At 65.4% G+C, this 25,852-nt stretch carries 28 protein-coding genes; 14 read left to right on the forward strand and 14 right to left on the reverse strand.

What is annotated here, in order from left to right; genetic code table 11:
- Positions 1-13: 13 nt before the first annotated feature.
- The 7 genes from soxB to G0A00_RS01855 form a co-directional block, all read right to left on the reverse strand.
- Positions 14-1,711 (reverse strand): thiosulfohydrolase SoxB, encoded by a 1,698-nt coding sequence (gene soxB / locus G0A00_RS01825; RefSeq protein ID WP_164181592.1) that lies wholly within the window; start codon positions 1,709-1,711, stop codon positions 14-16.
- A gap of 82 nt (positions 1,712-1,793) precedes the next feature.
- The gene (gene soxA, locus G0A00_RS01830; RefSeq protein ID WP_164181593.1) at positions 1,794-2,648 is read right to left on the reverse strand and encodes a sulfur oxidation c-type cytochrome SoxA; all 855 of its coding nucleotides are present in this window, start codon (positions 2,646-2,648) and stop codon (positions 1,794-1,796) included.
- 87 nt (positions 2,649-2,735) lie between these two features.
- Positions 2,736-3,065 (reverse strand): thiosulfate oxidation carrier complex protein SoxZ, encoded by a 330-nt coding sequence (soxZ, locus tag G0A00_RS01835; RefSeq protein WP_066100441.1) that lies wholly within the window; start codon positions 3,063-3,065, stop codon positions 2,736-2,738.
- A gap of 15 nt (positions 3,066-3,080) precedes the next feature.
- A complete protein-coding gene (gene soxY / locus G0A00_RS01840) occupies positions 3,081-3,497 on the reverse strand; it encodes a thiosulfate oxidation carrier protein SoxY (protein WP_066100438.1) in 417 nt (138 codons plus the stop codon).
- 13 nt (positions 3,498-3,510) lie between these two features.
- The gene (gene soxX, locus G0A00_RS01845) at positions 3,511-3,990 is read right to left on the reverse strand and encodes a sulfur oxidation c-type cytochrome SoxX (protein ID WP_164181594.1); all 480 of its coding nucleotides are present in this window, start codon (positions 3,988-3,990) and stop codon (positions 3,511-3,513) included.
- Positions 3,991-4,191: 201 nt separating this feature from the next.
- Positions 4,192-4,752 (reverse strand): thioredoxin family protein, encoded by a 561-nt coding sequence (locus tag G0A00_RS01850; protein ID WP_235953046.1) that lies wholly within the window; start codon positions 4,750-4,752, stop codon positions 4,192-4,194.
- A gap of 71 nt (positions 4,753-4,823) precedes the next feature.
- Positions 4,824-5,558 carry a cytochrome c biogenesis CcdA family protein gene (locus tag G0A00_RS01855; protein WP_164181597.1) on the reverse strand — a complete coding sequence of 245 codons (735 nt, stop codon included), beginning with the start codon at positions 5,556-5,558 and terminating at the stop codon, positions 4,824-4,826.
- Between the two features lie 86 nt (positions 5,559-5,644).
- On the opposite strand from G0A00_RS01855, the gene G0A00_RS01860 reads away from it, so the two are divergent.
- The 4 genes from G0A00_RS01860 (at position 5,645) to G0A00_RS01875 (ending at position 8,563) form a co-directional block, all read left to right on the forward strand.
- A complete protein-coding gene (locus tag G0A00_RS01860; protein ID WP_164181599.1) occupies positions 5,645-6,004 on the forward strand; it encodes a hypothetical protein in 360 nt (119 codons plus the stop codon).
- A 5-nt stretch (positions 6,005-6,009) separates the two neighbouring features.
- A complete protein-coding gene (locus tag G0A00_RS01865) occupies positions 6,010-6,357 on the forward strand; it encodes a helix-turn-helix transcriptional regulator (protein WP_235953040.1) in 348 nt (115 codons plus the stop codon).
- A gap of 42 nt (positions 6,358-6,399) precedes the next feature.
- Complete coding sequence (locus G0A00_RS01870) at positions 6,400-7,437, forward strand: YeeE/YedE family protein (RefSeq protein ID WP_164181603.1); 1,038 nt, start codon at positions 6,400-6,402, stop codon at positions 7,435-7,437.
- A gap of 169 nt (positions 7,438-7,606) precedes the next feature.
- A complete protein-coding gene (locus G0A00_RS01875) occupies positions 7,607-8,563 on the forward strand; it encodes an MBL fold metallo-hydrolase (RefSeq protein WP_164181605.1) in 957 nt (318 codons plus the stop codon).
- Positions 8,564-8,665: 102 nt separating this feature from the next.
- On the opposite strand, the gene G0A00_RS01880 is transcribed toward G0A00_RS01875, so the two are convergent.
- From G0A00_RS01880 to hpt, 4 genes are all read right to left on the reverse strand, one after another.
- On the reverse strand, positions 8,666-9,562 hold the full coding sequence (locus G0A00_RS01880; RefSeq protein WP_164181607.1) for a cytochrome c: 897 nt from the start codon (positions 9,560-9,562) through the stop codon (positions 8,666-8,668).
- Between the two features lie 3 nt (positions 9,563-9,565).
- Positions 9,566-10,024 (reverse strand): cytochrome c, encoded by a 459-nt coding sequence (locus G0A00_RS01885; protein WP_164181609.1) that lies wholly within the window; start codon positions 10,022-10,024, stop codon positions 9,566-9,568.
- A 242-nt stretch (positions 10,025-10,266) separates the two neighbouring features.
- On the reverse strand, positions 10,267-10,452 hold the full coding sequence (locus tag G0A00_RS01890) for a hypothetical protein (protein WP_164181611.1): 186 nt from the start codon (positions 10,450-10,452) through the stop codon (positions 10,267-10,269).
- Positions 10,449-11,015 carry a hypoxanthine phosphoribosyltransferase gene (gene hpt / locus G0A00_RS01895; RefSeq protein WP_164181613.1) on the reverse strand — a complete coding sequence of 189 codons (567 nt, stop codon included), beginning with the start codon at positions 11,013-11,015 and terminating at the stop codon, positions 10,449-10,451. Before hpt ends, G0A00_RS01890 begins: the two co-directional genes overlap by 4 nt.
- Before the next feature lie 70 nt (positions 11,016-11,085).
- Here hpt and G0A00_RS01900 point away from each other — a divergent pair, with 70 nt between their 5' ends.
- Entirely contained in the window at positions 11,086-11,532 is a 447-nt protein-coding gene (locus G0A00_RS01900; RefSeq protein ID WP_066100406.1) for a type II toxin-antitoxin system RatA family toxin, read from the forward strand.
- A gap of 28 nt (positions 11,533-11,560) precedes the next feature.
- Here G0A00_RS01900 and G0A00_RS01905 read toward each other — a convergent pair whose 3' ends face one another.
- Genes G0A00_RS01905 through G0A00_RS01915 form a run of 3 tightly spaced genes read right to left on the reverse strand, consistent with a single transcriptional unit; the run spans position 11,561 to position 13,706 of the window.
- Positions 11,561-12,034, reverse strand: a complete 474-nt coding sequence (locus G0A00_RS01905) for a CinA family protein (protein WP_164181615.1) — start codon at positions 12,032-12,034, stop codon at positions 11,561-11,563.
- An 8-nt stretch (positions 12,035-12,042) separates the two neighbouring features.
- The gene (locus tag G0A00_RS01910; protein ID WP_164181617.1) at positions 12,043-12,528 is read right to left on the reverse strand and encodes a phosphatidylglycerophosphatase A; all 486 of its coding nucleotides are present in this window, start codon (positions 12,526-12,528) and stop codon (positions 12,043-12,045) included.
- Positions 12,525-13,706, reverse strand: coding sequence for a bifunctional 2-C-methyl-D-erythritol 4-phosphate cytidylyltransferase/2-C-methyl-D-erythritol 2,4-cyclodiphosphate synthase (locus tag G0A00_RS01915; protein WP_164181619.1), 1,182 nt, complete (start codon positions 13,704-13,706; stop codon positions 12,525-12,527). The genes G0A00_RS01910 and G0A00_RS01915 overlap by 4 nt, the downstream gene beginning before the upstream one ends.
- Before the next feature lie 175 nt (positions 13,707-13,881).
- On the opposite strand from G0A00_RS01915, the gene dusB reads away from it, so the two are divergent.
- From dusB to hflX, 9 genes are all read left to right on the forward strand, one after another.
- A complete protein-coding gene (gene dusB, locus G0A00_RS01920; RefSeq protein ID WP_164181621.1) occupies positions 13,882-14,865 on the forward strand; it encodes a tRNA dihydrouridine synthase DusB in 984 nt (327 codons plus the stop codon).
- Positions 14,862-15,953 carry a nitrogen regulation protein NR(II) gene (locus tag G0A00_RS01925; protein ID WP_203595232.1) on the forward strand — a complete coding sequence of 364 codons (1,092 nt, stop codon included), beginning with the start codon at positions 14,862-14,864 and terminating at the stop codon, positions 15,951-15,953. The genes dusB and G0A00_RS01925 overlap by 4 nt, the downstream gene beginning before the upstream one ends.
- Positions 15,954-17,327 carry a response regulator gene (locus tag G0A00_RS01930; RefSeq protein ID WP_066100390.1) on the forward strand — a complete coding sequence of 458 codons (1,374 nt, stop codon included), beginning with the start codon at positions 15,954-15,956 and terminating at the stop codon, positions 17,325-17,327.
- Between the two features lie 229 nt (positions 17,328-17,556).
- Positions 17,557-19,725, forward strand: coding sequence for a PAS domain-containing sensor histidine kinase (locus G0A00_RS01935; RefSeq protein ID WP_235953049.1), 2,169 nt, complete (start codon positions 17,557-17,559; stop codon positions 19,723-19,725).
- A complete protein-coding gene (locus G0A00_RS01940; protein WP_164181626.1) occupies positions 19,722-21,140 on the forward strand; it encodes a sigma-54 dependent transcriptional regulator in 1,419 nt (472 codons plus the stop codon). The genes G0A00_RS01935 and G0A00_RS01940 overlap by 4 nt, the downstream gene beginning before the upstream one ends.
- Before the next feature lie 143 nt (positions 21,141-21,283).
- A complete protein-coding gene (trkA, locus tag G0A00_RS01945) occupies positions 21,284-22,660 on the forward strand; it encodes a Trk system potassium transporter TrkA (protein WP_164181627.1) in 1,377 nt (458 codons plus the stop codon).
- 3 nt (positions 22,661-22,663) lie between these two features.
- Positions 22,664-24,178: a TrkH family potassium uptake protein gene (locus G0A00_RS01950; RefSeq protein WP_066100379.1), complete on the forward strand. Its 1,515-nt coding sequence runs from the start codon at positions 22,664-22,666 to the stop codon at positions 24,176-24,178.
- 149 nt (positions 24,179-24,327) lie between these two features.
- Entirely contained in the window at positions 24,328-24,567 is a 240-nt protein-coding gene (gene hfq, locus G0A00_RS01955) for an RNA chaperone Hfq (RefSeq protein ID WP_066100377.1), read from the forward strand.
- Between the two features lie 17 nt (positions 24,568-24,584).
- The gene (hflX, locus tag G0A00_RS01960) at positions 24,585-25,838 is read left to right on the forward strand and encodes a GTPase HflX (RefSeq protein WP_164181769.1); all 1,254 of its coding nucleotides are present in this window, start codon (positions 24,585-24,587) and stop codon (positions 25,836-25,838) included.
- Positions 25,839-25,852 lie beyond the last annotated feature (14 nt).

The following is a 25,852-nucleotide window of genomic DNA, read 5'->3' on the forward strand; positions in this document are numbered from 1 at the left end:
TTTGCACCGGCCATCAGGCACCCACCACGTCGACGGAATTGTTCTCGTCGAGCGTGACGCGCCCGAGGCTGCGGATATGGCTTTCCACCACGTCCCAGATCGGCGGGCCCTCGGTGCCTTCGTTGACGCTGGCCCAGCCCGCGACGACGTAAGATTTCGCCGGGTCGATGACCTCGCCGGTCTTCAGCAGCGTCATCTCCGAGACGCGCTCGCCGACCGGGGCGGTGACGTCGATGCGATAGCCAAGCCCGCCGACGCGGACCATGTCGCCGCCTTGCTGGTAATAGGGATCGGGGTTGAAGATGTTGTCGGCCACGTCTTCGAGAATGACCTTGAGAAACTCGCCGGTCATCTCCGAGCGGTAGGCCTCGGGGTAGGTCATCGAGGTGACGTTCCAGATGTCTTCGCGGGTGATCGGATCGCCCGCCACCAGCGACGGCCCCCAGCGCACGCCGGGCGACATGGCGATCTGCGCGTCGCGCTGGGCGAGCAGCGCATCGCAGATCAGATCGTCCCATGTGCCGTTGAAATTGCCGCGGCGGTAGAGCGTGGTGTCGGTGTGGCCGATGACCTCGGAAAGCTTGTCGGCATAGGGCGCGCGCTGGGCGTCGATCAGCGCGGTCATCTCGGCGTCGGGGGCGATCACATCCGAGAAGATCGGGATCAGCTTGTGACGGAACCCCATCATTCGCCCGTCGCGCACATCCAGATCGACGCGGGAGACGAATTTGCCGTTCGAGCCCGAGGCGATGATGATCGTCTCGCCCACCAGCACCGGTTCGGGCAGCGCGTCATGGGTATGGCCCGAGAGCAGCACGTCGATGCCGGTGACTTTCTCGGCCATCTTCTTGTCGACGTCGAAACCATTGTGGCTCAGCACCACCACCAGTTCGGCGCCGTCCGCCCGCACCTCGTCGACCATCTCCTGCATGCGCTCGTCGCGGATGCCAAAGGAATACTCGGGGAACATCCAAGAGGGGTTGGCGATCGGCATATAGGGGAAGGCCTGACCGATGACCGCGATCTTTACGCCGCCGCGCTCGAAGAACTTATAGGGCTGGAACAGCTCCGCCGGTTCGTCCCATTCGGCGTCAAAGATATTCTGGCCAAGCGCGGCGAAGGGCAGCCCTTCGACGATCTCGCGCACCCGGTCCGAGCCGAGGGTGAACTCCCAGTGGAAGGTCATCGCGTCGGGCTTGAGCAGGTTCATCACGTTTACGCAGTCCTGCCCGGCGGTCTGATAGCAGGTGTAGCTGCCGTGCCATGTGTCGCCGCCATCCAGCAGCAGCGCATCGGGACGCTCGGAACGGATCTGCTTCACCACGGTGGCGACACGGTCCATACCGCCGACGCGGCCATAGGCCTTGGCCAGCGCGGAGAAATCGCCAGAGGAGAGGGCGTAATGCGATGGCGAGCCATCCGCGATCCCGTACATCTTGCGGAAGTCGGCGCCGGTGAGATGGGGCACCTCGCCGCGGTTCGGGCCGACGCCGATATTCACCGAGGGCTCGCGGAAGTAGATCGGCTTCAGCTGGGCGTGGATGTCGGTGATATGGATCAGCGAGACATTCCCAAAGGCGGGCATGGCCAGAAGATCGTCCTGCGTCAGCTGCTGTTGCGCGGCGAGCCGGGCCCAGTTGCCAAAGCCGGAGCCCCCATAGGCCGCAGCCGCAGCCATGGAGACCTGAAGGAAGTCGCGTCTGGAGATCATCTGGCTTTCCTCTTACGCATTCGAATGCGTGAATTTGTTAGAAGCGAGAAACCCCGCGCGAGCCTGTCGCGCGGGGCAGGGATCAGTTGCGGACCGACGGGCCTTCGACCGACAGGCCATTGCCGCGCGAGGCGACATAAAGCTCGAGAGCCACGAACTCGGGGCTGCCGGGGGCATAGGTTTCCGCGCGGGTGTCGCGCACGCAGCCCTTGAAGCGCGAATGCACCCCGTTGAGCTGCGCGTTCTTCAGCCGGTACGCCGGGAAGGCGTTGATCTGGCCCTGGCTGAGATGGTCGGCGCGGATGTAATTGCCGTAGTTCTGCTCGTGGCAGTTGGCGCAGCTCAGCTCCAGCTGGCCGGTGCGCGTGTAGTAGAGCTCTTTGCCAAGCTCCCACGTCGCCTCGACCGGACCGTCGATGGCCACGTTGACCGGCATCCCGCGCGAGACCGCCGAGAGCAGCGCCACCATATTGATCGCGTCCTTGCCGTCGTATTTCCACGCCTCGGCGCCCATACGCTCGGTGCGGCAGCCGTTGACCTGCATCTGCAGCGTGCGCACCTCTTCGGTCTCGTCGTTCCACTTGGGATAGGTGGCCTTGACGCCAGCCATATCCTCGGGCTCGCCGTGGCAGGAGGCGCAGCTCTTGCCTTCGCTGCCTTCGACCATCGCCCATTGTTCGCGCGCGTCGTCGACGAAGATCATTCCGGGATTGTCGAAATCATCCAGCTCGAGCGCCTGCGTCTCGTCCGAGCGGAAGTGCCAGCCCGACATCACCTCGTCCATCGCGTCCGAGATGAACTCGGGGGCGGGGGCCTTCGTGGTGATCTCGATTTCGCCGTTGATGACAAGCTCGTCGTCATCGGGCCCGCCGGCCTGCACCACCAGCGGTGCCGCCAGCAGGGCGAGCGCGGTCAGCGCGGTCGCCTTGCGTATCATGATACTCCTCCCTCCAGTTGACCCATCCCCTGCGGGGCGGGTGGGGCTTCGGGCGGCGCGGCTCCTCAACCGCGCGCCCGACGCGCGTCATTCGATGGCGATCGCCTTGGTCTCGGTGTAGGTCGAGCCGTCGTCGTCGAGCCATGTGAAGGTGAACTCGCCAGCCTCGGGCACGGTGGCCTCGAACTCGAAATACGGGTTGGTCGAGATCGCCGGTTCCATCGTCACGTCGATGACGTTCTGGCCGTTGAAATCGCAGGTGAAGCGATTGATGATCGAGCGCGGGATGATGTTGCCGTCGCTGTCTTTGCGCTGGCCGCTTTCCATCGGGTGGCTGATCAGCACCTTGATGGTGATCGCCTCGCCCGCCGATGCGGTCTTCGGCACTTTGACGCGGGGTCTGACTCCGGATGCCATAACTCTTGCTCCTCCTTATCCGCCGCAGCCGCCGATGGTGACCTTCACGGTCTTGGCGGCGCGGGCAAAGCTTCCATCCTCCATTTTCGCGATGGCGATCACATCCTGCGTGCCGGCAAGCCGGATGCGGGTGGAGGCCATGCGCGAGGCCGCGAGCGGGCCGAAGGCGAAGGTGGCGACGGCGGGCGTCGGGTTGCCGGCCGCCAGCACGAGGATCTCGGACGCGCCGGGAGCATCGACGGTGATCGGCACGGTGTTGCCGTTCTCTGCGATTTCAGGCGCGGTGAGATCGATGCCGCTGTCGGCCATGTCGGCGCCGCCGGTGAACTCGGCGATCATGTCGTCGACCGAGGCGTTGGCGCGGTAGGGCAGAACGCTCAGCGCCAGCGCGCCGAGGGCAAGGCCCAGAGTGTCTCTTCGTGTCAGCTGCATGCTGTCTCCTCTCTCAGCTGTCCTGCAGGGTCATCAGGAAGGCCACCACGTCCTCGATCTCCTGCGCGGACAGGATCGGGGGCAGGTCACCCTGTGCAGCCTTGCCGGTGTAGCCGTCGCCGGGCCGGATGAAGCCACTGCTTTTGTAGAATGCGGGCATAACCGTGCCCTCGAACATCTTCTTGGCGTTCGCCACGATGCCGCGCAGCTCCGCCTCGGAGCGGTATCCGCCGACACCGTCGAGCACCGGGCCGACCTCGCCGTGGAACGGCGCGTCGTTGAGCGCGGTGATCTCGTGGCAGGCGACGCAATTGCCCTTCGACCGTGTGGTCATGACCACCGCACCGTTTGCCGGGTCTCCGGGGGTGCCGGTCAGCGAGCTTTCGATTTCGCCGTAGTCTGTGAAACTCACGTCAGCGGGGGCCGTGGGGTCTGCCAATGCGGCAGATGCAACTATCCCGATGACGGACGCGATTGCGACCGTGGTTTTCATGTCTCCTCCCCTTCCATGGGTTGAATGCTACGGCACACTGTGGGGGATACGCAACAACAAATTCATAGCCGTGAATTTTAAGATATGATTAAGCGTTCCCGCCATTGCGATCGCCGCAACGCAGAAAAATCAAGAGGTTGGCCCTAATTGCGCCTGACTGCCCCTCTGACCGTTCGCCTCGCTCTGGCGCAGTTTCCGCGTCTAGTCAGAGGCTTGCGGGCGCCGCTCTTCGATCATCCGGGCGTGGTATTTCTGGAAGGGCTCGTCGCCGTCATAGCCTTTCTCCAGCACCCATGTGAGCAGATCGCCCGTGGTCCCCGTAGAGAAGGCACCGGGCAGTGTGGCCACGGCAGCTTCGTTCGCCGGGGTGCCCTCGACCTCTTCGGGCAGGAACATCAGCGTCGGGGTGAAGAGCAGGCTCCAGCGCCGCACCATGTCTTTCTCGGGCAGGGTGGTGCCGTCGAAATCGGTCACTTCGACGTCGCCGAACATGTTGATCTGGATGACGAAGTAATCCTCGCTCAGCATCTTCTCGATATCCGGCTGCGGAAACACCTCAGCGTGCATCTTGGTGCAATAGATGCAGCCGCGCTGCTCGACGAGAATCATCAGCCGCTTGCCCTCGGCATTGGCCTCGGCAAGATCGTCGGACAGATCCTTGAAGGTGTCATGCATCCAAGGCGCCTTATGCAGCCCGTCGTCGCCAAGTTCGGCGGCGAGGCCGGGCAGGGCGGCGCCGCAGGCCAGCAGCGCGGCGGTCATGAGCGCGGGTAGGGATCGTGGTCGTCTCATCGGTCTCCTCCTTCCGATGTTGGCCCTGGGTCAGCGGCGTTTCAGCCGATGCTGGTGAACCAGGGAATATGTTCGATCATCCAAGCGGCGATGAGGTTGAGGCTGCCCGTGGCGATCAGCACGCCGAACAGGATCAGCAGCAGGCCCATCGCCTTTTCGACGCGGCCAAGGTGGCGCCTGAATCGCGCCATGAAGCGCAGGAACGGCCCGATGAAGGCCGCCGCCAGCACGAAGGGCAGGGTCATCCCGGCGCCATAGGTCAGCAGCAGCAGAGCGCCATGTTGGGCGGTGTCCTGCCCGGCGGCGGTGAACAGAATCGCCGCCAGCACCGGGCCGACACAGGGCGTCCAGCCGAAGGCGAAGGCGAGGCCGATCACGAAAGCTCCGAAGAGCCCGGTGGCATTCTGCGCGTCGGCCCGCACCTGACGGTAGAGAAAGCCGATCTTCAGCACGCCAAGAAAATGCAGCCCCATCAGAATGATAATCCCCGCCGCGATCCAGCGCAGCACGCCGAACCATTCGCGTACCAGCTGCCCAAAGAGCGTTGCCGTGGCACCAAGGCCGACAAAAACCGTGATCACCCCCAGCGCAAAGAACAGCGCGCCGGTGATCGCCCGCCGCCGAAGCCCCTCGGGCACCTTTCCCGTCTCCGCCACCACATGCACGCCCTGTCCGGCGAGATAGGACAGGTAGAACGGCACCATCGGCAGGATGCAGGGGGACAGGAAAGACAGCAGCCCGGCCACAAAAGCGCCCAGAAATGTGACATCGAACATTCGGCTGCACCCCTCCCAAAGTACATATTCGCATATTACGTTACGTATGTGATATGCTGCCCGTCAATCATGCTGGAAAGGTTTCGATGCGCTATCTCGTGATCCTCGCTCTTTTGCTGCTGCCAATGCGCGTCTCCGCCGAGACCGTGCTGATGATGGTGCGGCAGGATGGATGTGCCTATTGCGAGGCGTGGGAGGCGCAGATTGGCCCGATCTACCCGAAAACGCAGGAATCTCGGGTCGCGCCGCTGGCCCGTGTCGAGTTTCGCGCGATCCCGGATGACGTTGCGCTCAAACGGCCGGTGGTCTTCACCCCGACCTTCGTCTTGCTGCGCGACGGGATGGAAACTGGGCGAATCGAAGGCTATCCTGGTGAAGACTTTTTCTGGGCCCTTCTGGGCCGCCTCCTAGAGGACCTCCCATCCTCCCCGACGATAGACGGATGACGCCGATGTCGAATGCAGCCCCGCTCCCCGTGTTTGACGAGGGTATGAGCGAGCCGGAAATGGACCGGTTCATGGAAAAGGCCGAAGCGGCCTCGAACCTTCTCAAGGCGATGAGCCACGGGGGGCGGATGATGATCCTGTGTCATTTGGCCTCGGGCGAGAAATCGGTGACAGAACTCGAAGACCTGCTCTCCGCCCGCCAGTCGGCGGTGTCGCAGCAGCTGTCGCGGCTGCGGCTCGAGGGGCTGGTCACGCCGCGCCGGGAGGGCAAGACGATCTACTACTCCTTGACGGACGATCGGCCGAAGAAGATCATGGAGGTCATATACGACCTGTTCTGTCGAGAGGAGTAACCGGGGGCGACTGCCGCCGGTCGGAAGGGAGCGGCGGACGGCATGTTCGACTTTGGTGATGGCGCCGCGATTGCGGCGCTTGCTGGCCTATTTGGGGGAATCGTCCTCGGGCTCGCGGCCCGGCTGGGGCGGTTCTGCACCCTCGGCGCGATCGAGGACGCGCTCTATTCCTCGGACAGTCGGCGCCTGCGCATGTGGGGTGTGGCCATCGGCACGGCCATCCTTTGCGCGCATGTGGCGCTGGCGGCAGGCTGGATCGATCCTGCGCAAACCTTCTTTCTGTCACGCCAATGGTCCTTGCCCGCGACGGTGATCGGCGGGCTGGTCTTCGGCTACGGCATGGCGCTTTCGGGCAACTGCGGCTACGGCGCGCTGGCCCGGCTGGGCGGCGGCGATCTGCGTTCGTTGGTCATTGTCGTGGTGATGGGGCTCACCGCCTATATCACCATCTCCGGGCCGCTGGCCTTCCTGCGCGTCGCGGTCTTTCCCGAATATCCGCCCGAAGGCCCGCAGGCGCTGTTCCAACTGACCGGCGCGCCGCTGCTGACCGGGGGGCTGGTCGGCAGCGCGTTGATTGCCGCGGCACTCAGCGGCGGCGGCATGACCCGCGCGCCGCGGTTCATCGGCTGGGGCGTGCTGGTCGGCCTTGCGATCACCTCCGGCTGGCTCGGCACGCAATGGGCCGCCACCGCAAGCTTTGGCGCGCTGCGCGTCGAGAGCCACTCCTTTGCCCGGCCCTTGGGAGAGAGCCTGCTGTGGCTGATGACCGCCTCGGCAGCGGCGCCGGGCTTTGCCGTGGGCTCGGTCACCGGAGTGCTGCTTGGCGCCTTCCTCGGCTCATGGCGCAAGGGCCACTTCCGCTGGGAGGCCTGCGAGGACCCGCGCGAGCTGAAGCGGCAGATCCTTGGCGCGGCACTGATGGGGCCGGGCGCGGTGCTCGCGGCGGGCTGCAGCGTCGGGCAGGGGCTCAGTGCCTTCTCCCTGCTCACCTTCAGCGCGCCGGTGGCGCTGCTGTCGATCTTCGCCGGAGCGGCCTTCGGGCTGCGGCAACTCATCGTCGGATTCGCACCCGCCGAGTGAGCGGGCGGGCTGTCCCTCGGGCGCGGCGATCCGTGGCAGGCGCTGCGACATGCGTATTTTTAAAGAGAAGAAGCTGCGGGTGCGGTGCCGTTGGCCGCAATGAAAGTCTTCTCTTCACGGGCGGGCAGTCGCACCATAGAATGCGAATATGTGAATTGGAGGAGATCACATGTTCCGCTCACCAGCCCGCCCCCTATCGTCGCCTTACAGGCTGCCCGACGCCTTGTCGCGCAGGCAGCTGCTACGCGGCGCCGCCGCCGCCAGCCTCGCGCCTTTGCTGCCGCAGCGGCTCGTCGCCGAAACCGCCATAGGATCGGCCCGGCTGACCACGGTGAGCGACGGCAATCTCGTGCTGCCGGGGTCGTTCCTCTTTGCCGGGATGCCCGAGGAGGAACTGGCGCAGATCCTCGCGGCGCATCAGGTTGACCCGGTGCGGGTGACGCCCGAATGCAATGTCACCCTCTGGCAGGACGAGACGCAGACCGTGCTCTTCGACGTGGGGTCCGGCTCCACCTTCATGGAGAGCGCGGGCCTTCTGCTCGACAGTCTCGACGCCGCGGGCGTGGCCCCGGAAGAGGTGACCGCCGTCGTCTTCACCCACGCCCATCCGGATCACCTCTGGGGGCTGCTCGACGATTTTGACGATCTGGTGTTCCCGCAGGCGCGCTACCTCATGGGGCAGCAGGAATGGGACTACTGGTGGGACCCCGAGACCGCGCGCACCATCGGCACCGAGCGGCAGGCCTTCGCCGTCGGCGCCCGGCGCCGCATGGAGGTGATCGAGGACCGTATCGAACGCTTCGGCGACGGCGAGGAAATCCTGCCCGGCGTAGGTGCGATGCTGACGCCGGGCCACACGCCGGGTCATATGAGTTTCGAGCTAAGATCGGGCAGCGAGGCGGCGATGGTCATCGGCGATGCCATCGGCAATGATCATGTCGCCTTTGCGCGGCCCGGCTGGGAGGCCAACTCAGATCAGGACCCGGCGCGCGGTGCGCAGACCCGCAGCGCGCTGATGGACCGGCTGGCGCAGGAGCAGATGCTGCTGATCGGCTTCCACCTGTCGCAGGGCGGCATGGGGCGCGCCGAGAAAACGCAGGACGGCTACCGCTTCATCCCTGCCTGACGCCGGGGGAAAAAGCGCGCCGTCCCCCGCTTCTTCTCTTTCCAAATACGCATGGCGCCGCGCCCCACACAGGGCGCCGCGCCGCAGAAGAGGGCCAAAGGCTCACTCCATCGCGCCGCCCTCCGGCAGCGCCTTCACATAGGCCGCCACCGCCGCGCGGTCCTCGGCGGGCAGCTTGGCGAAATTCTCCACCACCGCGACCATATGGCCGCCGGCGCTGTCGTAATCGGGGGTGAAGCCGGTTTCGAGGTAGTAGGCGATGGACGCGGCATCCCAGCTCAGCTCGTCCGGCGTCAGCGCGGGGATCGAGCCCTCGCCAGAGGGGTTCGGTGCGCCGGTCAGCCAAGCCTCGCGCTGCAGCCCGCCAAAGCCATCGCGCGGCGTGTGGCATTCGCCGCAATGGGCCAGTGCCTCGACCAGATAGCGCCCGCGCGCAAGCTCCTCGGTCCCAGCATCGGCCATCACCCAAGAGGGATCGAGGTAAAGCTGCTTCCACAGTCCAAGCCCGCGCCGGATATTGAAGGGAAAGCCCACCTCATGTGGCTGGCTCGGTTCCTGCGAGGCGGGCAGGGATTGGATGTAGCTCCAGAGGTTCGCCACGTCCTGCGGCTGCATGCGGATGTAGGCGCCATAGGGAAACGCGGGGTAATAATGCTGACCCTCGGGCGAGACACCGCGCAGCAACGCGTTGGCAAAGTCGTGCAGCGACCACGCGCCGATGCCCTGCACCGGGTCGGGGGAAATGTTCGGCGCGATGAACGTGCCGAAGTCTGACGCGAAACGCTGGCCGCCCGCCAGAACGAGCTTGTCCTCGCTCTCGGGCGCATGGTGGCACGAGGCGCAGCCCGCGGCGGTGAAGATACTCTCGCCGCGCGCGGGATCACCGGCGGCGTCGCCAGCAAATTCGCCCTCGGGGAGGACATCGGGGGCGCTGATCAGCCAGAGGGCTCCGGCGGCGACCAGCGCTGCCAGAGCGGAAAAGCCCAGAAGGCGGCGCATGGCTTACTCGGGCGCGCGGTAAGTGTCGTGGCACGCCTTGCAGGCGCCGCCAAGTTGCCCCATCGCAGGGCCGAGCGCCTCCTGACCTGTCGCCGCGACCTGCTGCATATTGGCGGCTGCTTCGCCGAAGCCGCTCCACTTGCTGGCGAAATCGTCCCAGCTGTCCCAGATCTCCGCCTTGGCGCGGGTGCCGTCGATGTCCATCTCCGAGGTGCCCTCGGCGAAGAGCGGCGCTTCGTCAATCATCGACACGCCGACCAGCGAGTCGGCGGCCTTCTGCGCGGCATCGGCGTCATAGGCGGTCTTGCCTTGGGCCATGTCGCCAAGCATGCCGAGATTGATCGCCATGATCCGGAACTGGCCCTGACGTGCCTTGACCGGCCCGGGCAAATCCTGCGCGGTGGCGGCGGCGGCGCTGCCCAAAGTGGCGAGCGCGGCGAGGGCGGCAATCGTGGTCTTCATTGGATACTCCCTTTCCTCCCGAAAGCGGGCTGTCCTTCAAAACACTTGCGCGTCAGAGGGTAGCGGAGCGCCGGGTGCGATCAAGCCTTGTCAGGTTCCGGGGAGGTGCCGGGCAACCGCGATCCGCCTGCATCAGGAGGTGGGGTGCGGTGAGTGTTTTCCGTATAATTATAGTGACTTGTTTGGCGAAGCTCGCTTGGTGAAAGAGCATAGCTTACCCTAGGTAACTTTATCGCGCGCTGTTACTGGCTGACCCGCATGGGCGCCCGCATCCGCTCGGCGGTCAATGCGTCGGGCCAGCCGATCCACCGCTCGACGGCGTAAAGCGCAAGACATGCGGCGAGCACGGCAAGCACCAGTTTCACCCGTTTCGGTGAGGGAGGATGGCGCAGCCAGCGCGCCATCCGCAAGAGCCACATCTGGTTCATGCGCCGTTTGTGTCCGCGTCGCCGTCTTCGGGGAACCGCACCTTGCCGATGAACGGAAGGTTCCTATTCCTTTGCGCGAAGTCGATGCCGTAACCCACGATAAATTCGTCAGGAATCTCAAATCCTATCCAATCTGCGGTCAGCTGCACCTCGCGCCGTGCGGGTTTGTCGAGCAGCGCGATGGTGCGCAGTTTGCGCGGCTTGCGGCTCTGCATCAGCTGGATCACATGGCTGAGCGTAAAGCCGGTGTCGACGATGTCCTCGACCACCAGAACGTCGCGCCCCTCGATCGGCGAGCGCAGGTCCTTGAGGATGCGCACCTCGCGGCTCGATTCCATGCCGTCGCCGTAAGAGGAGGCTTCGAGGAAATCCACTTCCACCGCCAGATCAAGCTCGCGCACCAGATCGGCGATGAACACGAAGCTGCCGCGCAGCAGGCCCACGACCACCAGCTTTTCGGTGTCGGAAAATTCGGCTTCGATTTCGCGTGCCAGATCTTCGATCCGCGCCGCGATGGTTTTGGCCGAAATCATCTGGTCTACGACATATGGCTTCTCTGCCATGGTTCTCCCCTTGAAAATCCGCGCGCAGCATAGGAAATGTGCGGACATTGTCACGCGATAAAGGGGCGACATGCCGACCCACTCCGAGACGAAGCGCCTGCCGTACACGGCGCAGCAGATGTATGACCTCGTGGCGGATGTCGCGAACTATCCGAAGTTTCTGCCTTGGACGGCAGCGGCGCGGATCCGTTCGCGCGACGATATGGGTGATCATGAGGTGATGCTGGCCGATCTGGTGATCAGCTTCAAAGTGTTCCGCGAACGCTTTGGCAGCCGTGTGACGCTCTGGCCCGACGACAAGAAGATCGACACCGAGTATCTCGACGGTCCGTTCAAGCACATGATCTCGAAATGGCATTTCGAGGACGCGCCTGAGGGCGGCGTCGACGTGCATTTCTTCGTGGATTTCGAGTTCAAGAACCGGCTGCTGCAGAGCGCCGCCGGGATGTTCTTCTATGAGGCGATGCAGCGCATCGTGCGTGCCTTCGAGCGGCGGGCGGCAGAGCTTTACGGCTGAGCCGCCCGGCGATCAGGGCGTGCGCGCTTCAGGGCAGGGCGTCCAGCAGCAGCTGCAGCGCGTGGCGCGTGGCGGCGGCGCGCACGCCCGCGCGGCCAAGTGCGCCGAACTCCACCGTCTCGGTGCTGACACCGCCCGCGCTGGCAAGGCCAAAGCAGACGCGGCCCTCGGGCTTATGCTCGGACCCGCCGGGGCCCGCGATGCCCGAGATCGCCACCGCCAGATCGGCCCCTGCGGCGCTGCGCGCGCCTTTCGCCATTTCGGCAGCAACCTCTTCCGACACGGCCCCATGCGCTTCGAGCGTGGCCGCCTGAACGCCCAGCATGTCCTGCTTTGCGGCGTTGGAATAGGTCACGAATCCCCGGTCGAAGATGTTCGAAGAGCCCGCGATATCAGTGATCGCCGCAGCGACCATGCCGCCGGTGCAGCTTTCGGCGGCGGTGACGCGCTGGCCGGCGGCCATGGCGCGGGCGAGGATGTCTTTGGACAGGTCTTCGGTCATGGGCGGCCTCACATCAGAAAGCCGTGCGCGATGCCGGCAAGGATGATGGTGACGATGGCGGCGAAGATCCCGGCGATCACATCGTCGAGCATCACGCCCATGGCGTCGCCGCGACGGTCAGCCCAGCCCACCAGCGAAGGCTTCCAGATGTCGAACAGGCGGAACAGGAAAAACGCCGAGACCCAGCCCGGCCAGAGCCGCCAGAACTCCGCGCCCATCATCATGGCGCCATAGGCCACGGGATAGAGCGCGATCCACTGGCCGACCACCTCGTCGATGACGATCCACGACGGATCCTCATCCTCGCCGCCTGCGGTCAGCTTTTGCGTGGCGATATAGCCCAGCACAAAGGCCAGCACCGTGGCGGCGAGCAGCAGCCAGAAGCCGCCCAGCACCAGCAGAAGATAGGCGGCGGGCAGGGCGGCAAGCGAGCCCCAAGTGCCCGGCGCGGGGCGCAGTAGCCCGGTGTAGAAGAAGGTTGCGATCAGTCTCATGGCTTCACCAGCGTAGCGGTTGCGATGGCGGCGATGCCTTCCTCGCGGCCGGTGAAGCCCAGCCGTTCGGAGGTGGTCGCCTTGACCGAGACGCGGTCCTGCGAAAGCTCCATGATCCGGCCCATCTCGGCCATCATGGCGGCGGCATGGGGGCCGATCTTGGGGCGCTCGCAGATCAGCGTCAGGTCGATGTTGGAGATTGTGTAGCCCTTGGCGCGCGCCAGATCGACCGCATGGCGCAGGAAAATCTCTGACGCGGCGCCTTTCCACTGCGGATCGCTGGGCGGGAAGTGACGGCCGATGTCGCCCTCGGCGAGCGCGCCGTAAAGCGCATCGGTGACCGCATGCATGCCGACGTCGGCGTCGGAATGACCCTGCAGGCCGCGCCCATGCGGCACTTTCACACCGCAGAGCACCACATGGTCTCCCTCGCCGAAACGGTGCACGTCGTAGCCATTGCCGAGGCGGATATCCATGGCGGTCTCCTGCTTGAGGGGGTCTTTGGCGCTGTCCGTGGCGGACAGCAGATAGGTTTCGGCCCGGGCAAAATCCTCGGGGCCGGTGATCTTGAGGTTGCGCTCTTCGCCGGGAACGATGCGCACCGCCATACCGGTAGCGCGCGCCACCTCGACGTCATCGGCGGCACCGCCGGGATGCGCCGCATGCGCGGCGCGGATGGCGGCGTAGTGAAAGCCCTGCGGGGTCTGAGCGCGGAAAAGGCCGCTGCGGTCCTGCGTGCCGGTGACTTCGCCGCCCGCGCCGGTCCAAAGCGCATCGGTGACCGGCAGCGCGGGCGCGGCGCCCGGGGCGCTGTCGAGCGCGGCCAGCACGGCGTCGATGATCTGCGGCGAGACGCAGGGCCGGGCGACATCGTGGATGAGGACTTTGCGCGGCGGGGCGGCGGCCAGCGCCTCGAGCCCGGCGCGCACAGAGCCCGCGCGGTCCGCAGCGCCACTCACCAATGTGACCGGCAGGCCTTCGCAGACCGACTCGGCCCGCGCGCGGTCGTCGGGGTGCACCACGAGCACGATCGGGCAGCGCGCGGCAAAGGCCTCGAGCGTCCAGCGCGCAACCGGGCGCGCCGCAATGTCGCGCCATTGCTTTGGCAGCCCGCCACCGGCGCGGGTGCCGCGCCCTGCGGCGACGATGATTGCGGCTGTTTCCGCGGCTGTTTCCATGGTGTTGACCTCCGGCGTCCTTCTCTAGGCGCTGGCGCAGGGCGGTGCAATCTCCGGCGGTAGTGTGATTATTTTTTGGGCACTACCGCCTTGCGTGCGCAGCTAATGTCCCCAAATGATTGAACACGCGGCGGAGGCACGTTAACTCCCAAGCAACTGCACAAGGAATAGGCGCTTGAACTTCTCGCTGGGTGACAGACTCATCGAACCCCCGGTCCTGCTGGCTCCGCTGGCGGGAATCACCGATCTGCCCTTCCGCACGCTGGTGTCGCGCTTTGGCGCGGGGCTTGTGGTGTCGGAAATGATCGCCAGCGGCGAGTTTCTCACCGCGCGCCCGGGAACCCGCGAGAAGGCCGAACTGGGCGCTGGCATCGAGAATACTTCGGTCCAGCTTGCCGGACGCGCGCCCGAGCCGATGGCCGAAACCGCGCGCCATGTGGCGGGCATGGGGGCCAAGGTCATCGACATCAACATGGGCTGTCCGGCCAAGAAGGTGACGGGCGGCTGGTCGGGATCGGCGCTGATGCGCGAGCCGGATCACGCCCTGCGGCTGATCGAGGCGGTTGTCGGCGCGGTCGACCTGCCGGTGACGCTGAAGACGCGGCTTGGCTGGGACGGCGATTGCCTGAACGCCGCCGAGATCGCCAAGCGGGCCGAGGCGGCGGGCGTGAAGATGATCGTCATCCACGGGCGCACGCGCTGCCAGTTCTACAAAGGCTCTGCCGATTGGGCGGCGATCCGCGAGGTGGTCGAGGCGGTGTCGATCCCGGTGATCGCCAATGGCGACATTGTCGAGGCGGCCACGGCGCGGGCCGCGCTGAAGGCCTCTGGCGCTGCTGGCGTCATGGTCGGGCGCGGGGCGCAGGGCGCGCCTTGGCGGCTCGCGCAGATCGCGTCCGAGCTCTATGGGACAGCGGCACCTGAGGTGCCGGAAGGAAAGGCATTTTACCAAATGGTTGCAGAGCATTACGAGGCGATGCTGAGATTTTACGGCAAGGACTTGGGCGGCCGTGTCGCGCGCAAGCATTTGGGCTGGTACATGGATCACGCGGCGCCCGAGCCGGGCCTGCGCAAACGCATCCTGACCGAACGCGATCCGGCGGTCACTCTGCGCCTGCTGAACGAGGCGCTGGACGCCGATCTGAAGGTCGCGGCATGAGCACGAACAATGAATTGCTGATGCAGCTTTGGTCGTCGCTTCCGGTGCCCGCGATCCTGCTGGACGCCGAAGAGCGCATCGCCGACATGAACCCGGCTGCCGAAGGCTTCATGAACAACTCGGCGAAATGGCTGGTGGGCCAGCCGATCTGGGACCGGCTTGCCGTGGATGCCCCGCTCGAAGAGAGCCTTGGCCGCGCCCGCGAGAACGGCACGCCGCTTTTCGTCAATGATGTGGATGTGGGCACCGGCAGCCGCCCGCCGCTGGTGTGCAACCTGCAGCTTGCGCCGGTGCAGAACTATCCGGGCTGGTTCATCATGCTGATCAGCCCGCGCGAACTGGCCGGGCGCATGACCCAGAGCCATTCGGTGAAATCCGCCGCCAAATCGGCGATCGGCATGGCCGAGATGCTAGCGCATGAGATCAAGAACCCGCTGGCGGGGATCACCGGCGCGGCGCAGCTGCTGTCGATGAACCTCAGCAAGGAAGATCTGGAGCTGACCGATCTGATCGTCGCCGAGACCCGCCGCATCGTGAAGCTGCTGGAGCAGGTGGAACAATTCGGCAATCTTTCGGCGCCGGAAAAGAAGCCGGTCAACCTGCACGACGTGCTGGACCGCGCCCGCCGCTCGACGCAACTGGGCGTCGGCGCGCATATGAAATTCATCGAGGATTACGACCCCTCGCTGCCGCTCGCCCATGGCGACCCGGACCAGCTGTTGCAGGTGGTGCTGAACCTTCTGAAGAACGCCTCCGAGGCCGCTGACCCGAAAGAGGGCGGCACGATCCGCCTGCACACCTTCTATGAGCACAGCTTCCGGATGCGCCGCCCCGACGGCTCGACCCAGAAGCTGCCGCTGCAGATCGAAGTGATCGACGACGGCCCCGGCCTGCCCGAGGATATCAAGGGCGACGTGTTCGATCCCTTTGTATCCGGCAAGGAAAACGGCACCGGGCTTGGCCTCGCGCTGGTGTCCAAGATCATTTCCGACCACGACGGCTGGATCTCGGTGGACTCGGTCCCCGGCCGCACGGTCTTTCGCATTTCACTGCCGCGCGCCCCGCGCGAGATTGAGGAGAACAGGTAAATGGACGGGACCGTACTTGTCGCTGACGACGACCGCACAATCCGCACGGTGCTGACCCAGGCGTTGACCCGCGCTGGCTGTAAGGTGCATGCGACCTCTTCGCTCACCACGCTGATGCGCTGGGTCGGCGAAGGCAAGGGTGACGTGGTGATCTCCGACGTCGTCATGCCTGATGGCAACGGGCTGGAAATGCTGCCGAAAATCCATCAGGACCGGCCCGATCTGCCGGTCATCGTGATCTCGGCGCAGAACACCATCATGACGGCCATTCAGGCGGCAGAGGCAGAGGCCTACGACTATCTGCCCAAGCCTTTCGATCTGCCCGATCTGATGAAACGCACCGCCAAGGCTCTCGACAACCGCAACCGCACGCCCAAGCGTGAAGAGGTCGCGACGATCGGCGCCGATGGCCCGGACGAGCTGCCGCTGGTTGGCAAGACCCCAGCGATGCAGGCGCTCTATCGCCTTGTCGCCAAGGTGATGAACACCGATCTGCCGGTGCTGATCTCGGGTGAGAGCGGCACGGGTAAATCGCTGATCGCCCGCGCGATCCACGATTTCTCGGACCGCCGCACGCTGCCGTTCATCACTGTGACCGGCGCGGATCTGTCGGACCTCGAAGGTCCGGCGCGGGTGCTGGCGCGGGTCAAGGGTGGCACGCTGCTGATCGACGAGATCACCGACATCCCCGATGAAATCCAAGCGCGCGTGGTGCGCATGATGGACATTCCGGGCGAGCATGTGCCGCGCTTCATGGCCACCAGCCAAGGCGATCTGGCGCAGGCGATGGAAGAGGGTGCCGTGCGGCAGGACCTCTACTACCGTTTGTCGGGCGCGACGATCAACGTGCCGAGCCTGCGCGAGCGGGTCGAGGATATCGCGCTGCTCACCGATCACTTCCTGCAGCGGGCCGAGCGCGAGGGCGCTTCGAAACGCTGGCTGTCGAAGGATGCCGCCGAGCTCTTCCGCGCCTACAGCTGGCCGGGCAACGTGCGGCAACTCGAGAACTCGGTGCGCCGCCTGTCGCTGACCAGCCGCGCCGAAGAGATCAGCCGCGCCGAAGTTGAGGCAGTGCTGGGCAATCAGCCCGACACCGGGCCGATCCTGCGCGGCGGCGACAGCGAGAAACTGAGCACATCGGTGGCCCGTCACCTGCGTCGTTACTTCGATCTGCACGGCAATATGTTGCCGGCACCGGGGCTCTATGCCCGCATCCTGAAAGAGGTCGAGGCGCCTTTGATCGAGATTGCCCTTGAGGCAACCGGCGGGAATCAGGCGAAATGTGCTGATCTGCTTGGCATCAACCGCAATACCTTGCGTAAGAAGATCACGGATCTGGATATTCGCGTGACACGGCGCCGCAAACTGATGTAAAAGCGTCACAGGCATGTGGCCGCATTGCGCCGCCCTCGGGGCGGCGCTTTCACTAGAAGCCACAGCCTTTGGCGGAGCTGCCACGAGCAGCGTATCAGTGTGAGGTGAATCTGTGGCCACCCGGGCACGGAGTTCGACGTGGGCGCGGCTGAGCAGGCTGCGCCGACAAAGGCGCGTTCAGAACGTGGCGACCCTTGGGCTTGTGCTGCTGGGTCCGGTTCTGGCGGTTATGACCTTTTTCGTCCTCGGGCCGCTTGGCGGCGGCGACCGCGCGACGCAGCTGAGCCTGCGGCTCGTGCTGCTGGCCGATATGGTCTATGTGCTGCTCATCGCGACGCTGGTGCTGGCGCGGCTGGTGCGGATGATCGCCGACCGGCGGGCGCAATCGGCGGGCTCGCGGCTGCACCTGCGTCTGACCGGGGTGTTTGCGCTGATGGCGCTGCTGCCCACGGTGACCGTCGCGGTCTTTGCCGTTCTCACCATCAACATCGGACTTGAGACTTGGTTTTCCAGCCGCGTGCAGAACGTGGTGGGTGCCTCGCTTGCCGCAGCCGAAGCTTATGAAAAGGAACAGCGCGAGGGTCTGACCGAGGACGTTCAGGCGCTGGCGCGCTTTATCGACGGCGCGCGGCGGGCCAATTTCGCGTTGGATGACGGCGATGTGCGGCAGGTGCTGGGGCAGGGACAGGGCCAGATCCAGCGCGGCCTGCGCGAGGCCTATGTGATCGACGGCGGCGGCGAGATCCGTGCCCGCGGCGATCGCTCGTATCTGTTCTACTACGAAGAGCCGACCCGCGATCAGTTCCTCCGCGCCCGCGCCGAAGGGCTGGTGCTGATCCCCGATTGGGACAATCACGAACTGCGGGCGCTGGTGCCGCTTTCAGCCTTTGCCGACCGTTTTCTCTATGTCAGCCGCGCGGTGGACGGGAACCTTCTGAACCTGCTCGACGAGACGCAGGAAACCGCGCGCTTCTACCAGCAGCAGGAAAGCGAACGCGGGCGGCGGCTGTTTGACTTCGCGCTGCTGTACCTCGGCTTTGCGCTGCTGCTCATCCTCGCGGCGATCTGGCTGGGCCTGTGGTTCGCCGAACGTTTGGCGCGCCCGGTGGGGCGGCTCACCGGCGCGGCGCAGCGGGTCGGCGCGGGCGATCTCGACGTGCAGGTGATCGAGGGCGAGGGCGATGACGAGATCGCCATGCTCGGGCGCTACTTCAACCAGATGACCCGCCAACTGAAGGGCCAGCGCGAGACGCTGCTTGAAAACACCCGACAGATCGAGCGCCGCCAGCGGCTGTTTGATTCCGTGCTTTCGTCGATCACCTCGGGCGTTGTCGGCCTCGATGCCGAGGGCCGCGTGACCTTCGTCAACCGCCCCGCCGAGCGGCTGCTTGGCTGGGAGACCCCGCGCGCCGATGTGCCGCTCACCGTGGCGGTGCCCGAGTTTGGCCCGCTCTATGACCGGCTGCGTGACAACGGGCTGGAGACGGCGCAGGAAGAGGTGAAGGTCAGCCGCGATGGCAGGCTTGAACATCTGCTGGTCCGGCTCGCCCCTCGGCGGCGCGAGGATGGCACGCTCGAAGGCTATGTGATCGCGTTCGACGACGTCACCGATCTTGTCAGCGCGCAGCGTATGGCGGCTTGGGGCGACGTGGCGCGGCGCATCGCGCATGAGATCAAGAACCCGCTGACGCCCATCCGTCTGTCGGCAGAGCGCATCAAGCGCAAATTCTCGCGCGAACTGGCCGAGGAGGACGCGCAGAAGCTCGACCAGATGACCGAGGTCATCGTGCGCCAGACCGAAGACCTGCGCCGCATCGTCGACGAGTTCAGCAAGTTCGCCCGCATGCCCGAGCCCGAGCGCAAGCCCGAGGATGTGGTGTCGCTGCTGCGCGGGGCTGTGCTGCTGCAGGAAACCGGCCAGCCGGGCATCCGTTTCGTCAGCGATCTGCCAGCGCATGAGATGCCCGCCGAGCTTGATGCCACGATGGTCGGGCAGGCGCTGACCAACCTCATCAAGAACGCGGGCGAGGCGATCGAGAGCCTGCAGGAAAAGGGCGCGCCCGAGGGTCACAACCCTGAAATCCGGGTGAGCCTTGCCGAAGAGGACGGGCGCGCGCTCATCCACATCATGGACAATGGCATCGGCCTGCCCGAGGACCGGGCGCGGCTGTTCGAACCCTATGTAACGACCCGCGACAAGGGCACTGGCCTTGGCCTGCCCATCGTCAAGAAGATCATCGAGGAGCACGGCGGCACGCTGTCTCTCGAGGATGCGCCGCTGTTTGGCGGCGCTACCCATGCCGGGGCCATGGCGGTGATCCGCCTGCCGCTCGGCACAACCGGCACACAGCCGGAGAATTCGGATAAGAATATTTCGGAACTGGAGAGGCAGATATGAGCGACATCCTGATCGTCGACGACGAGCGCGACATCCGCGAGCTGATCGGGGACATTCTCGAGGATGAGGGCTACACCACGCGGTTGGCAGGCAACTCCACCGAGGCGATGAACGAGGTGAACTCCGAACCTCCGGCGCTGATGATCCTCGATATCTGGCTGAAAGACAGCAAGATGGACGGGATCGACATCCTCAAGACCGTCAAGCGCGACAATCCCGATATTCCGATCATCATCATTTCGGGACACGGCAACATCGAGATCGCCGTGGCCGCGATCAAACAGGGCGCTTACGACTTCATCGAGAAGCCCTTCAACATCGACCAGCTTTTGGTGGTGATCCGCCGCGCGATGGAAACCTCGCGCCTGCGCCGCGAGAACAATCAGCTGCGCCGTCGCGAGACCGAAGTGGCGCAGATGATTGGCGACAGTGCCATGTTCCGCGGCCTCGTCAGCCAGCTCGACAAGGTGACCAAATCCAATGGCCGGGTGATGCTGACCGGCCCTGCGGGTTCGGGCAAGGAAGTGGCGGCGCGGTTCATCCACGCCAATTCCGGTCGCGCCTCGGCCCCCTTCGTCACCGTCAACTGCGCCGGTGTCGCCCCCGAGAACATGGAGCAGATGCTGTTTGGCCGCGAGAGCGCCGAGCGCGGCATCGAGGCCGGTCTTCTGGAGCAGGCGCACGGCGGGGTGATCTATTTTGACGAGGTCGCCGACATGCCGCTCGGCACGCAGTCGAAAATCCTGCGCGTGCTGGTCGATCAAAGCTTCACGCGGGTGGGCGGCACCGACAAGGTGCGCGTCGATCTGCGGGTGATCTCCTCGACCAACCGCGATCTCGACGCCGAGATCGCCGCGGGCACCTTCCGGCAGGAGCTGTACCACCGCCTCAACGTGGTGCCGATCGCCGTGCCCTCGCTCGAGGACCGGCGCGAGGACATCCCGATGCTGGCGCGGCATTTTATCGAAGGCTTCAACCGCGGGCAGGGCCTGCCGCTGCGCGAGCTTTCGGAAGACGCGGTGGCGCTGCTGCAGACCATGGTTTGGCCGGGCAACGTGCGGCAGCTGAAGAACCTGATCGAGCGGGTGCTGATCCTCGGCGATGGCACCGGCCCGATCGAGGCGCGCGAACTGCCGCAGGACGGACCGGCGGGCGAGGCGGAAGAGGGGCGCGTGGTGCTGTCGGGCACGCTGGCGACCCTGCCGCTGCGCGAGGCGCGCGAGGCGTTCGAACGGGAATATCTGCTCACCCAGATCAACCGCTTTGGCGGCAATATCTCCCGCACCGCGGCCTTCGTCGGCATGGAGCGCTCGGCGCTGCACCGCAAGCTGAAGTCGCTGGGCGTGGTCACCGGGGCCAAATCCGGTGGCCGCATCGCCTATGTCGAAGACGAACAGGTGTCGCAGGTTTCCTGAGCATCCCGCCTGCGGGCAAGACAGGATGGCAACGCGCGCCGGGTGTCCGGCGCGCGTAACCCCGCCTGCGGATTGACCGTTAGCGCCCGGCATGTCATGCCGGACGCAATCCCGGCCTTGGGCCAGCAGATTAGGCAGACGACATGAAGGTCATCATTTGCGGCGCCGGCCAGGTCGGCTGGCAAATCGCCCGCCACCTCTCGGGCGAGCGCAACGACGTCACCGTGGTGGACAACAATCCCGACCTCGTACGCCGCGCGACGGATTCGCTCGACGTGCAGGGGATCGCGGGCTTCGCCTCTTATCCCGATGTGCTCGACAAGGCCGGTGCGCGCGACGCCGACATGATCATCGCGGCCACCTATTCGGACGAGGTCAATATGGTCACCTGTCAGGTGGCCCATTCGATCTTTGCCATTCCGCGCAAGATCGCCCGCCTGCGCTCGCAGAGCTATCTGACCGCGATCTACTCCGATCTCTATCGCCGCGATCACCTGCCCATCGACGTGGTGATCTCGCCCGAGAAAGAGGTGGCCGAGGCCGCGCTGCAGCGTCTTTCGGCACCTGCGGCCTTTGACACCGAACGCTTTCTCGAGGGTGGGGCGCAACTCCTTGGTCTGACCATCGACGAGCATTGCCCGATCATCAACACGCCGCTGCGGCAGCTGTCGGACCTGTTTTCGACGCTGCGCTCGGTGGTGGTGGGCATCCGCCGCGAGGGCACGCTGTTCGCGCCCGAGCCGCGCGATCAGATCTTCGCGGGCGATGCCTGTTACGTGCTGGTCCATGCCGACGACATCCAGCGCACGCTGGAGATCTTCGGCAAGGCACAGCGCAAGCAGGAGCGCATCGTGGTGCTTGGTGGCGGCAACGTCGGCCTTGCGGTGGCGCGGGCGCTGGAGAGCCGCCCTGACCGCATCCGCGCCAAGGTGATCGAAAAGGACCGCCGCGCGGCAGAGCGTGCGGCGGACGCGCTGGAGCGGACCATCGTGCTGCATGGCGACGCGCTCGACACGGCGCTATTGCGCGAGGCGGGGATTGGCCGCGCCGACGCGGTGCTTTGCGTGACCGACGACGAAAAGACCAACATGCTGGCCGCCGTGCGCGCCAAGGCCGAGGGCTGCCCGATGGCCATCGCGCTCATTAACGATCCCACGCTGGTGCCGCTGATGGAGCCGATGGGCGTTGACGCGCACATCAACCCGCGCGCCACCACCGTCAGTTCGATCCTGCGCCACATCCGTCATGGCCGCGTGCGCTCGGTCTATTCGATCGGCGATGCCGAGGCCGAGGTGATCGAGGCCGAGGTGCTGTCGACCTCGTCGATCGCCGGCCGCGCGATCCGCGAGATCGACTTCCCCGAAGGCGTTCTAGTGGGCGCGGTGATGAAGGATGGCGAGGTGGTGAAAATCACCGGCAATCTGCGCGTGGAAGAGGGCGACCGCATTGTCATGTTCGCGCTGGCCAAGGACGTGCCGGAGGTCGAACGGCTTCTGCAGGTCTCGATCGATTTCTTCTGAGCCATGATCTCGCTCGCCCGCACGCCTCTTTTGCTGCTTCTGGCGGGGATCGCCAGCGCCTCGATGATCATTCCCGCGGCGGTGGCTCTGGCGGCAGAGGAATTCCACGACGCGCGCAGCTTCTTCTATGCCGGGATCGTCGGCATGGTGCTGACGACGCTGATCACCATCGCGCAGGCCACGCGCACGCATTACCGCAGCGCCTCGCGGCAGCTTCTGGCGCTGCTGGGGGCCTTCCTGCTGCTGCCCGCGATGCTGGCGGTGCCGTTCCACGAGGCGGTGCGCACCACCACCTTTCTCAACGCCTATGTCGAGATGGTCTCGAGCTTCACCACCACCGGCGCCACGCTCTTTGCGCCCGAGCGGCTGTCGATCGCCGAGCATCTGTGGCGGGCGCAGGTGGGCTGGCTTGGCGGGCTGCTGATCTGGGTCAGTTCGGCGGCGCTGCTGGCCCCGCTGACGCTTGGGGGATTCGAAGTGACCGCCTCGGGCGAGCCGGGGCAGAGCGTCGATGCCGGTGCCGCGCGCCGCGATGCGTCGGATCCGGCGCTGCGGCTGGCGGCCTCGGCGCGGGTCTTGGTGCCGATCTACAGCGGGCTGACGCTGGCGCTGTGGATCATGCTGATGATGGCCGGGGACCAGCCGCTGGTGGCGCTGAGCCACGCCATGTCGACGCTGTCGACCTCGGGCATCTCGCCGGTGGGCGGGCCAGAGCAGGCGCGCAGTGGCATGGCGGGCGAGATGATCATCTTTTTGTTCCTCTTCTTCGCCCTGTCACGGCTGACCTTTTCGGGCGACACAAAGGGGCTTGCGGGCTCGCGGCTGCAGAATGATCCCGAGTTCCGTCTTGGGCTTCTGATCGTGGTGATGTTGCCGGTGGCGCTGTTCTTCCGGCACTGGATCGCCGCGTTCGACATCGGCACCGAGACCGACCTCACCGCCGGGGTCCGGGCGCTCTGGGGCGGGCTATTCACCGCGCTCTCGTTCTTGTCGACCACCGGCTTTCAAAGCGCCGATTGGGCCGCCGTGCGCGGCTGGTCGGGGCTGCAGACACCGGGCGTCATCCTGATGGGGCTGGCGATCATGGGCGGCGGCGTGGCGACCACGGCGGGCGGGGTGAAGCTGCTGCGAATCTACGCGCTCTACCTTGCGGGCGTGCGTGAGATGGAACGTCTGGTGCACCCGCATTCGCTGGGCCGCTCGGGCGTCATGGCGCGGCGCATCCGGCGGCAGGGGGCCTTTGTGGCATGGGTGTTCTTCATGCTCTTTGCCATGACCATCGCCGCCTTCTCGCTGCTCTTCGCGCTCTCGGGGCTGGATTTCGAGAACGCCATGGTCACCACCGTGGCCGCATTGACCAATTGTGGCCCGCTCATTCGTGCCGCCGCCGAGCAGCCGGTGCCGCTGAGCGAGATGGGCGAGGCGGCCAAAGGGCTCTTCGTCGCTGCCATGGTGCTGGGGCGCCTTGAAGTGCTGGGCATCATCGTGCTGCTCACGCCGGATATCTGGCGCGATTGACACGCTCTTTGCAGGCGAATGTGCGCCGCTCGCGGCGGATGCCAAAAAGGGGATATTTTTGCTCTGGAAGTTCCGGCACTTGCAATACATACTCCCCCAGAACGAGGGAGCGCCCCAGAACGGCGAAGGCAAGAAAAAAGGCTAATTTAATGGCTTCGGACAGACAAAATCTACAGGACGCATTTCTTAATCATGTTCGGAAGACCAAGGTTCCGGTCACGGTTTTCCTGATCAACGGTGTGAAATTGCAGGGTGTCATCACTTGGTTTGACAATTTCTGCGTCCTTCTGCGCCGGGATGGCCAATCGCAGCTCGTTTACAAGCACGCGATCTCGACCATCATGCCGTCGCAGCCGATCAACCTTTATGACGGCGACGATAACGCTTGAACGAACATGACCCGCATGTGACCCGCGCCTGGGTCCTGCACCCCGACATCAAGTCCGACCGTGATCGCCGCGATGCGGAGATGGCGCTCGATGAAGGTGTGGCCCTGGCCGCCGCTCTCCCCGACCTCGAGGTCGTGGGGAGCGAAGTCGTGCCGCTGCGTGATCCGCACCCCGGCACGCTTTTCGGTTCCGGCAAGATTGCCGAGCTGAAAGAGCGTATCAGCGAGGCCGAGGTCGAGCTTGTGCTCGTCGACGGCCCGGTGACGCCGGTGCAGCAGCGCAACCTTGAAAAAGAGTGGAAGGTAAAGCTGCTCGACCGGACCGGGCTGATCCTCGAGATCTTCTCGGACCGCGCCGCCACCCGCGAGGGTGTGCTGCAAGTCGAGATGGCGGCGCTGAGCTACCAGCGCACCCGCCTCGTGCGGGCCTGGACCCACCTCGAACGTCAGCGGGGCGGGCTCGGCTTCGTCGGCGGCCCCGGCGAGACGCAGATCGAGGCCGACCGCCGCGCCATCGACGAGCAACTCGTGCGCCTGCGCCGACAACTCGACAAGGTGGTGAAGACCCGCGCCCTGCACCGCAAGGCGCGCGCCAAGGTGCCTTATCCGATCGTCGCGCTGGTGGGCTACACCAACGCCGGCAAGTCGACGATCTTTAACCGCCTCACCGGCGCCGATGTGATGGCCAAGGACATGCTCTTTGCCACGCTCGACCCGACCATGCGGGCGGTGAAGCTGCCGACCGGCATGGACGTGATCCTGTCGGATACGGTGGGCTTCATCTCGGACCTGCCGACCGAACTGGTCGCCGCCTTCCGCGCCACGCTCGAAGAGGTGCTGGCGGCGGACATCGTGCTGCATGTGCGCGACATCTCGCATCCGGGCACCATGGAGCAGGCCGAGGATGTCTATGGCATCCTGCGCTCGCTGGGCGTGGCCGAGGACGTGGCGCAGATCGAGGTCTGGAACAAGATCGACCGGCTGGAGCCCGAAGAGCATGACGCCGCGCTGGCGCGTGCCGCGCGCGATGAGGGCATCTTTGCCGTCTCGGCGCTGACCGGCGAGGGGCTGCACGAGCTTCTCGAGGCGGTGACGGAAAGGTTGCAGGGCGCCGCGGTCGAAGAGGACGTGCGGCTTGGCTTCGATGAAGGCAAGCGGCGGGCGTGGCTCTTTGGCAAGGGTCTTGTGCTGGGCGAGGAGCAGGACGAGGAGGGCTATCTTCTGCACCTGCGCTGGTCGGCCAAGGATCGTGCTCAGTTCGAGACGGTGTAAGGCAACTTTCTTCG

This window comes from Salipiger sp. PrR002 (genome assembly GCF_010500775.1).
In the GTDB taxonomy this organism is placed as follows: domain Bacteria; phylum Pseudomonadota; class Alphaproteobacteria; order Rhodobacterales; family Rhodobacteraceae; genus Salipiger.

Bases quoted from the DNA above. Each gene is read 5' to 3' on its own strand.
- soxB (WP_164181592.1), bottom strand. From the start codon at position 1,711: ATGATCTCCAGACGCGACTTCCTTCAGGTCTCCATGGCTGCGGCTGCG.
- soxA (WP_164181593.1), bottom strand. From the start codon at position 2,648: ATGATACGCAAGGCGACCGCGCTGACCGCGCTCGCCCTGCTGGCGGCA.
- soxZ (WP_066100441.1), bottom strand. From the start codon at position 3,065: ATGGCATCCGGAGTCAGACCCCGCGTCAAAGTGCCGAAGACCGCATCG.
- soxY (WP_066100438.1), bottom strand. From the start codon at position 3,497: ATGCAGCTGACACGAAGAGACACTCTGGGCCTTGCCCTCGGCGCGCTG.
- soxX (WP_164181594.1), bottom strand. From the start codon at position 3,990: ATGAAAACCACGGTCGCAATCGCGTCCGTCATCGGGATAGTTGCATCT.
- G0A00_RS01850 (WP_235953046.1), bottom strand. From the start codon at position 4,752: ATGACCGCCGCGCTGCTGGCCTGCGGCGCCGCCCTGCCCGGCCTCGCC.
- G0A00_RS01855 (WP_164181597.1), bottom strand. From the start codon at position 5,558: ATGTTCGATGTCACATTTCTGGGCGCTTTTGTGGCCGGGCTGCTGTCT.
- G0A00_RS01860 (WP_164181599.1), top strand. From the start codon at position 5,645: ATGCGCTATCTCGTGATCCTCGCTCTTTTGCTGCTGCCAATGCGCGTC.
- G0A00_RS01865 (WP_235953040.1), top strand. From the start codon at position 6,010: ATGTCGAATGCAGCCCCGCTCCCCGTGTTTGACGAGGGTATGAGCGAG.
- G0A00_RS01870 (WP_164181603.1), top strand. From the start codon at position 6,400: ATGTTCGACTTTGGTGATGGCGCCGCGATTGCGGCGCTTGCTGGCCTA.
- G0A00_RS01875 (WP_164181605.1), top strand. From the start codon at position 7,607: ATGTTCCGCTCACCAGCCCGCCCCCTATCGTCGCCTTACAGGCTGCCC.
- G0A00_RS01880 (WP_164181607.1), bottom strand. From the start codon at position 9,562: ATGCGCCGCCTTCTGGGCTTTTCCGCTCTGGCAGCGCTGGTCGCCGCC.
- G0A00_RS01885 (WP_164181609.1), bottom strand. From the start codon at position 10,024: ATGAAGACCACGATTGCCGCCCTCGCCGCGCTCGCCACTTTGGGCAGC.
- G0A00_RS01890 (WP_164181611.1), bottom strand. From the start codon at position 10,452: ATGAACCAGATGTGGCTCTTGCGGATGGCGCGCTGGCTGCGCCATCCT.
- hpt (WP_164181613.1), bottom strand. From the start codon at position 11,015: ATGGCAGAGAAGCCATATGTCGTAGACCAGATGATTTCGGCCAAAACC.
- G0A00_RS01900 (WP_066100406.1), top strand. From the start codon at position 11,086: ATGCCGACCCACTCCGAGACGAAGCGCCTGCCGTACACGGCGCAGCAG.
- G0A00_RS01905 (WP_164181615.1), bottom strand. From the start codon at position 12,034: ATGACCGAAGACCTGTCCAAAGACATCCTCGCCCGCGCCATGGCCGCC.
- G0A00_RS01910 (WP_164181617.1), bottom strand. From the start codon at position 12,528: ATGAGACTGATCGCAACCTTCTTCTACACCGGGCTACTGCGCCCCGCG.
- G0A00_RS01915 (WP_164181619.1), bottom strand. From the start codon at position 13,706: ATGGAAACAGCCGCGGAAACAGCCGCAATCATCGTCGCCGCAGGGCGC.
- G0A00_RS01925 (WP_203595232.1), top strand. From the start codon at position 14,862: ATGAGCACGAACAATGAATTGCTGATGCAGCTTTGGTCGTCGCTTCCG.
- G0A00_RS01930 (WP_066100390.1), top strand. From the start codon at position 15,954: ATGGACGGGACCGTACTTGTCGCTGACGACGACCGCACAATCCGCACG.
- G0A00_RS01935 (WP_235953049.1), top strand. From the start codon at position 17,557: ATGACCTTTTTCGTCCTCGGGCCGCTTGGCGGCGGCGACCGCGCGACG.
- G0A00_RS01940 (WP_164181626.1), top strand. From the start codon at position 19,722: ATGAGCGACATCCTGATCGTCGACGACGAGCGCGACATCCGCGAGCTG.
- trkA (WP_164181627.1), top strand. From the start codon at position 21,284: ATGAAGGTCATCATTTGCGGCGCCGGCCAGGTCGGCTGGCAAATCGCC.
- G0A00_RS01950 (WP_066100379.1), top strand. From the start codon at position 22,664: ATGATCTCGCTCGCCCGCACGCCTCTTTTGCTGCTTCTGGCGGGGATC.
- hfq (WP_066100377.1), top strand. From the start codon at position 24,328: ATGGCTTCGGACAGACAAAATCTACAGGACGCATTTCTTAATCATGTT.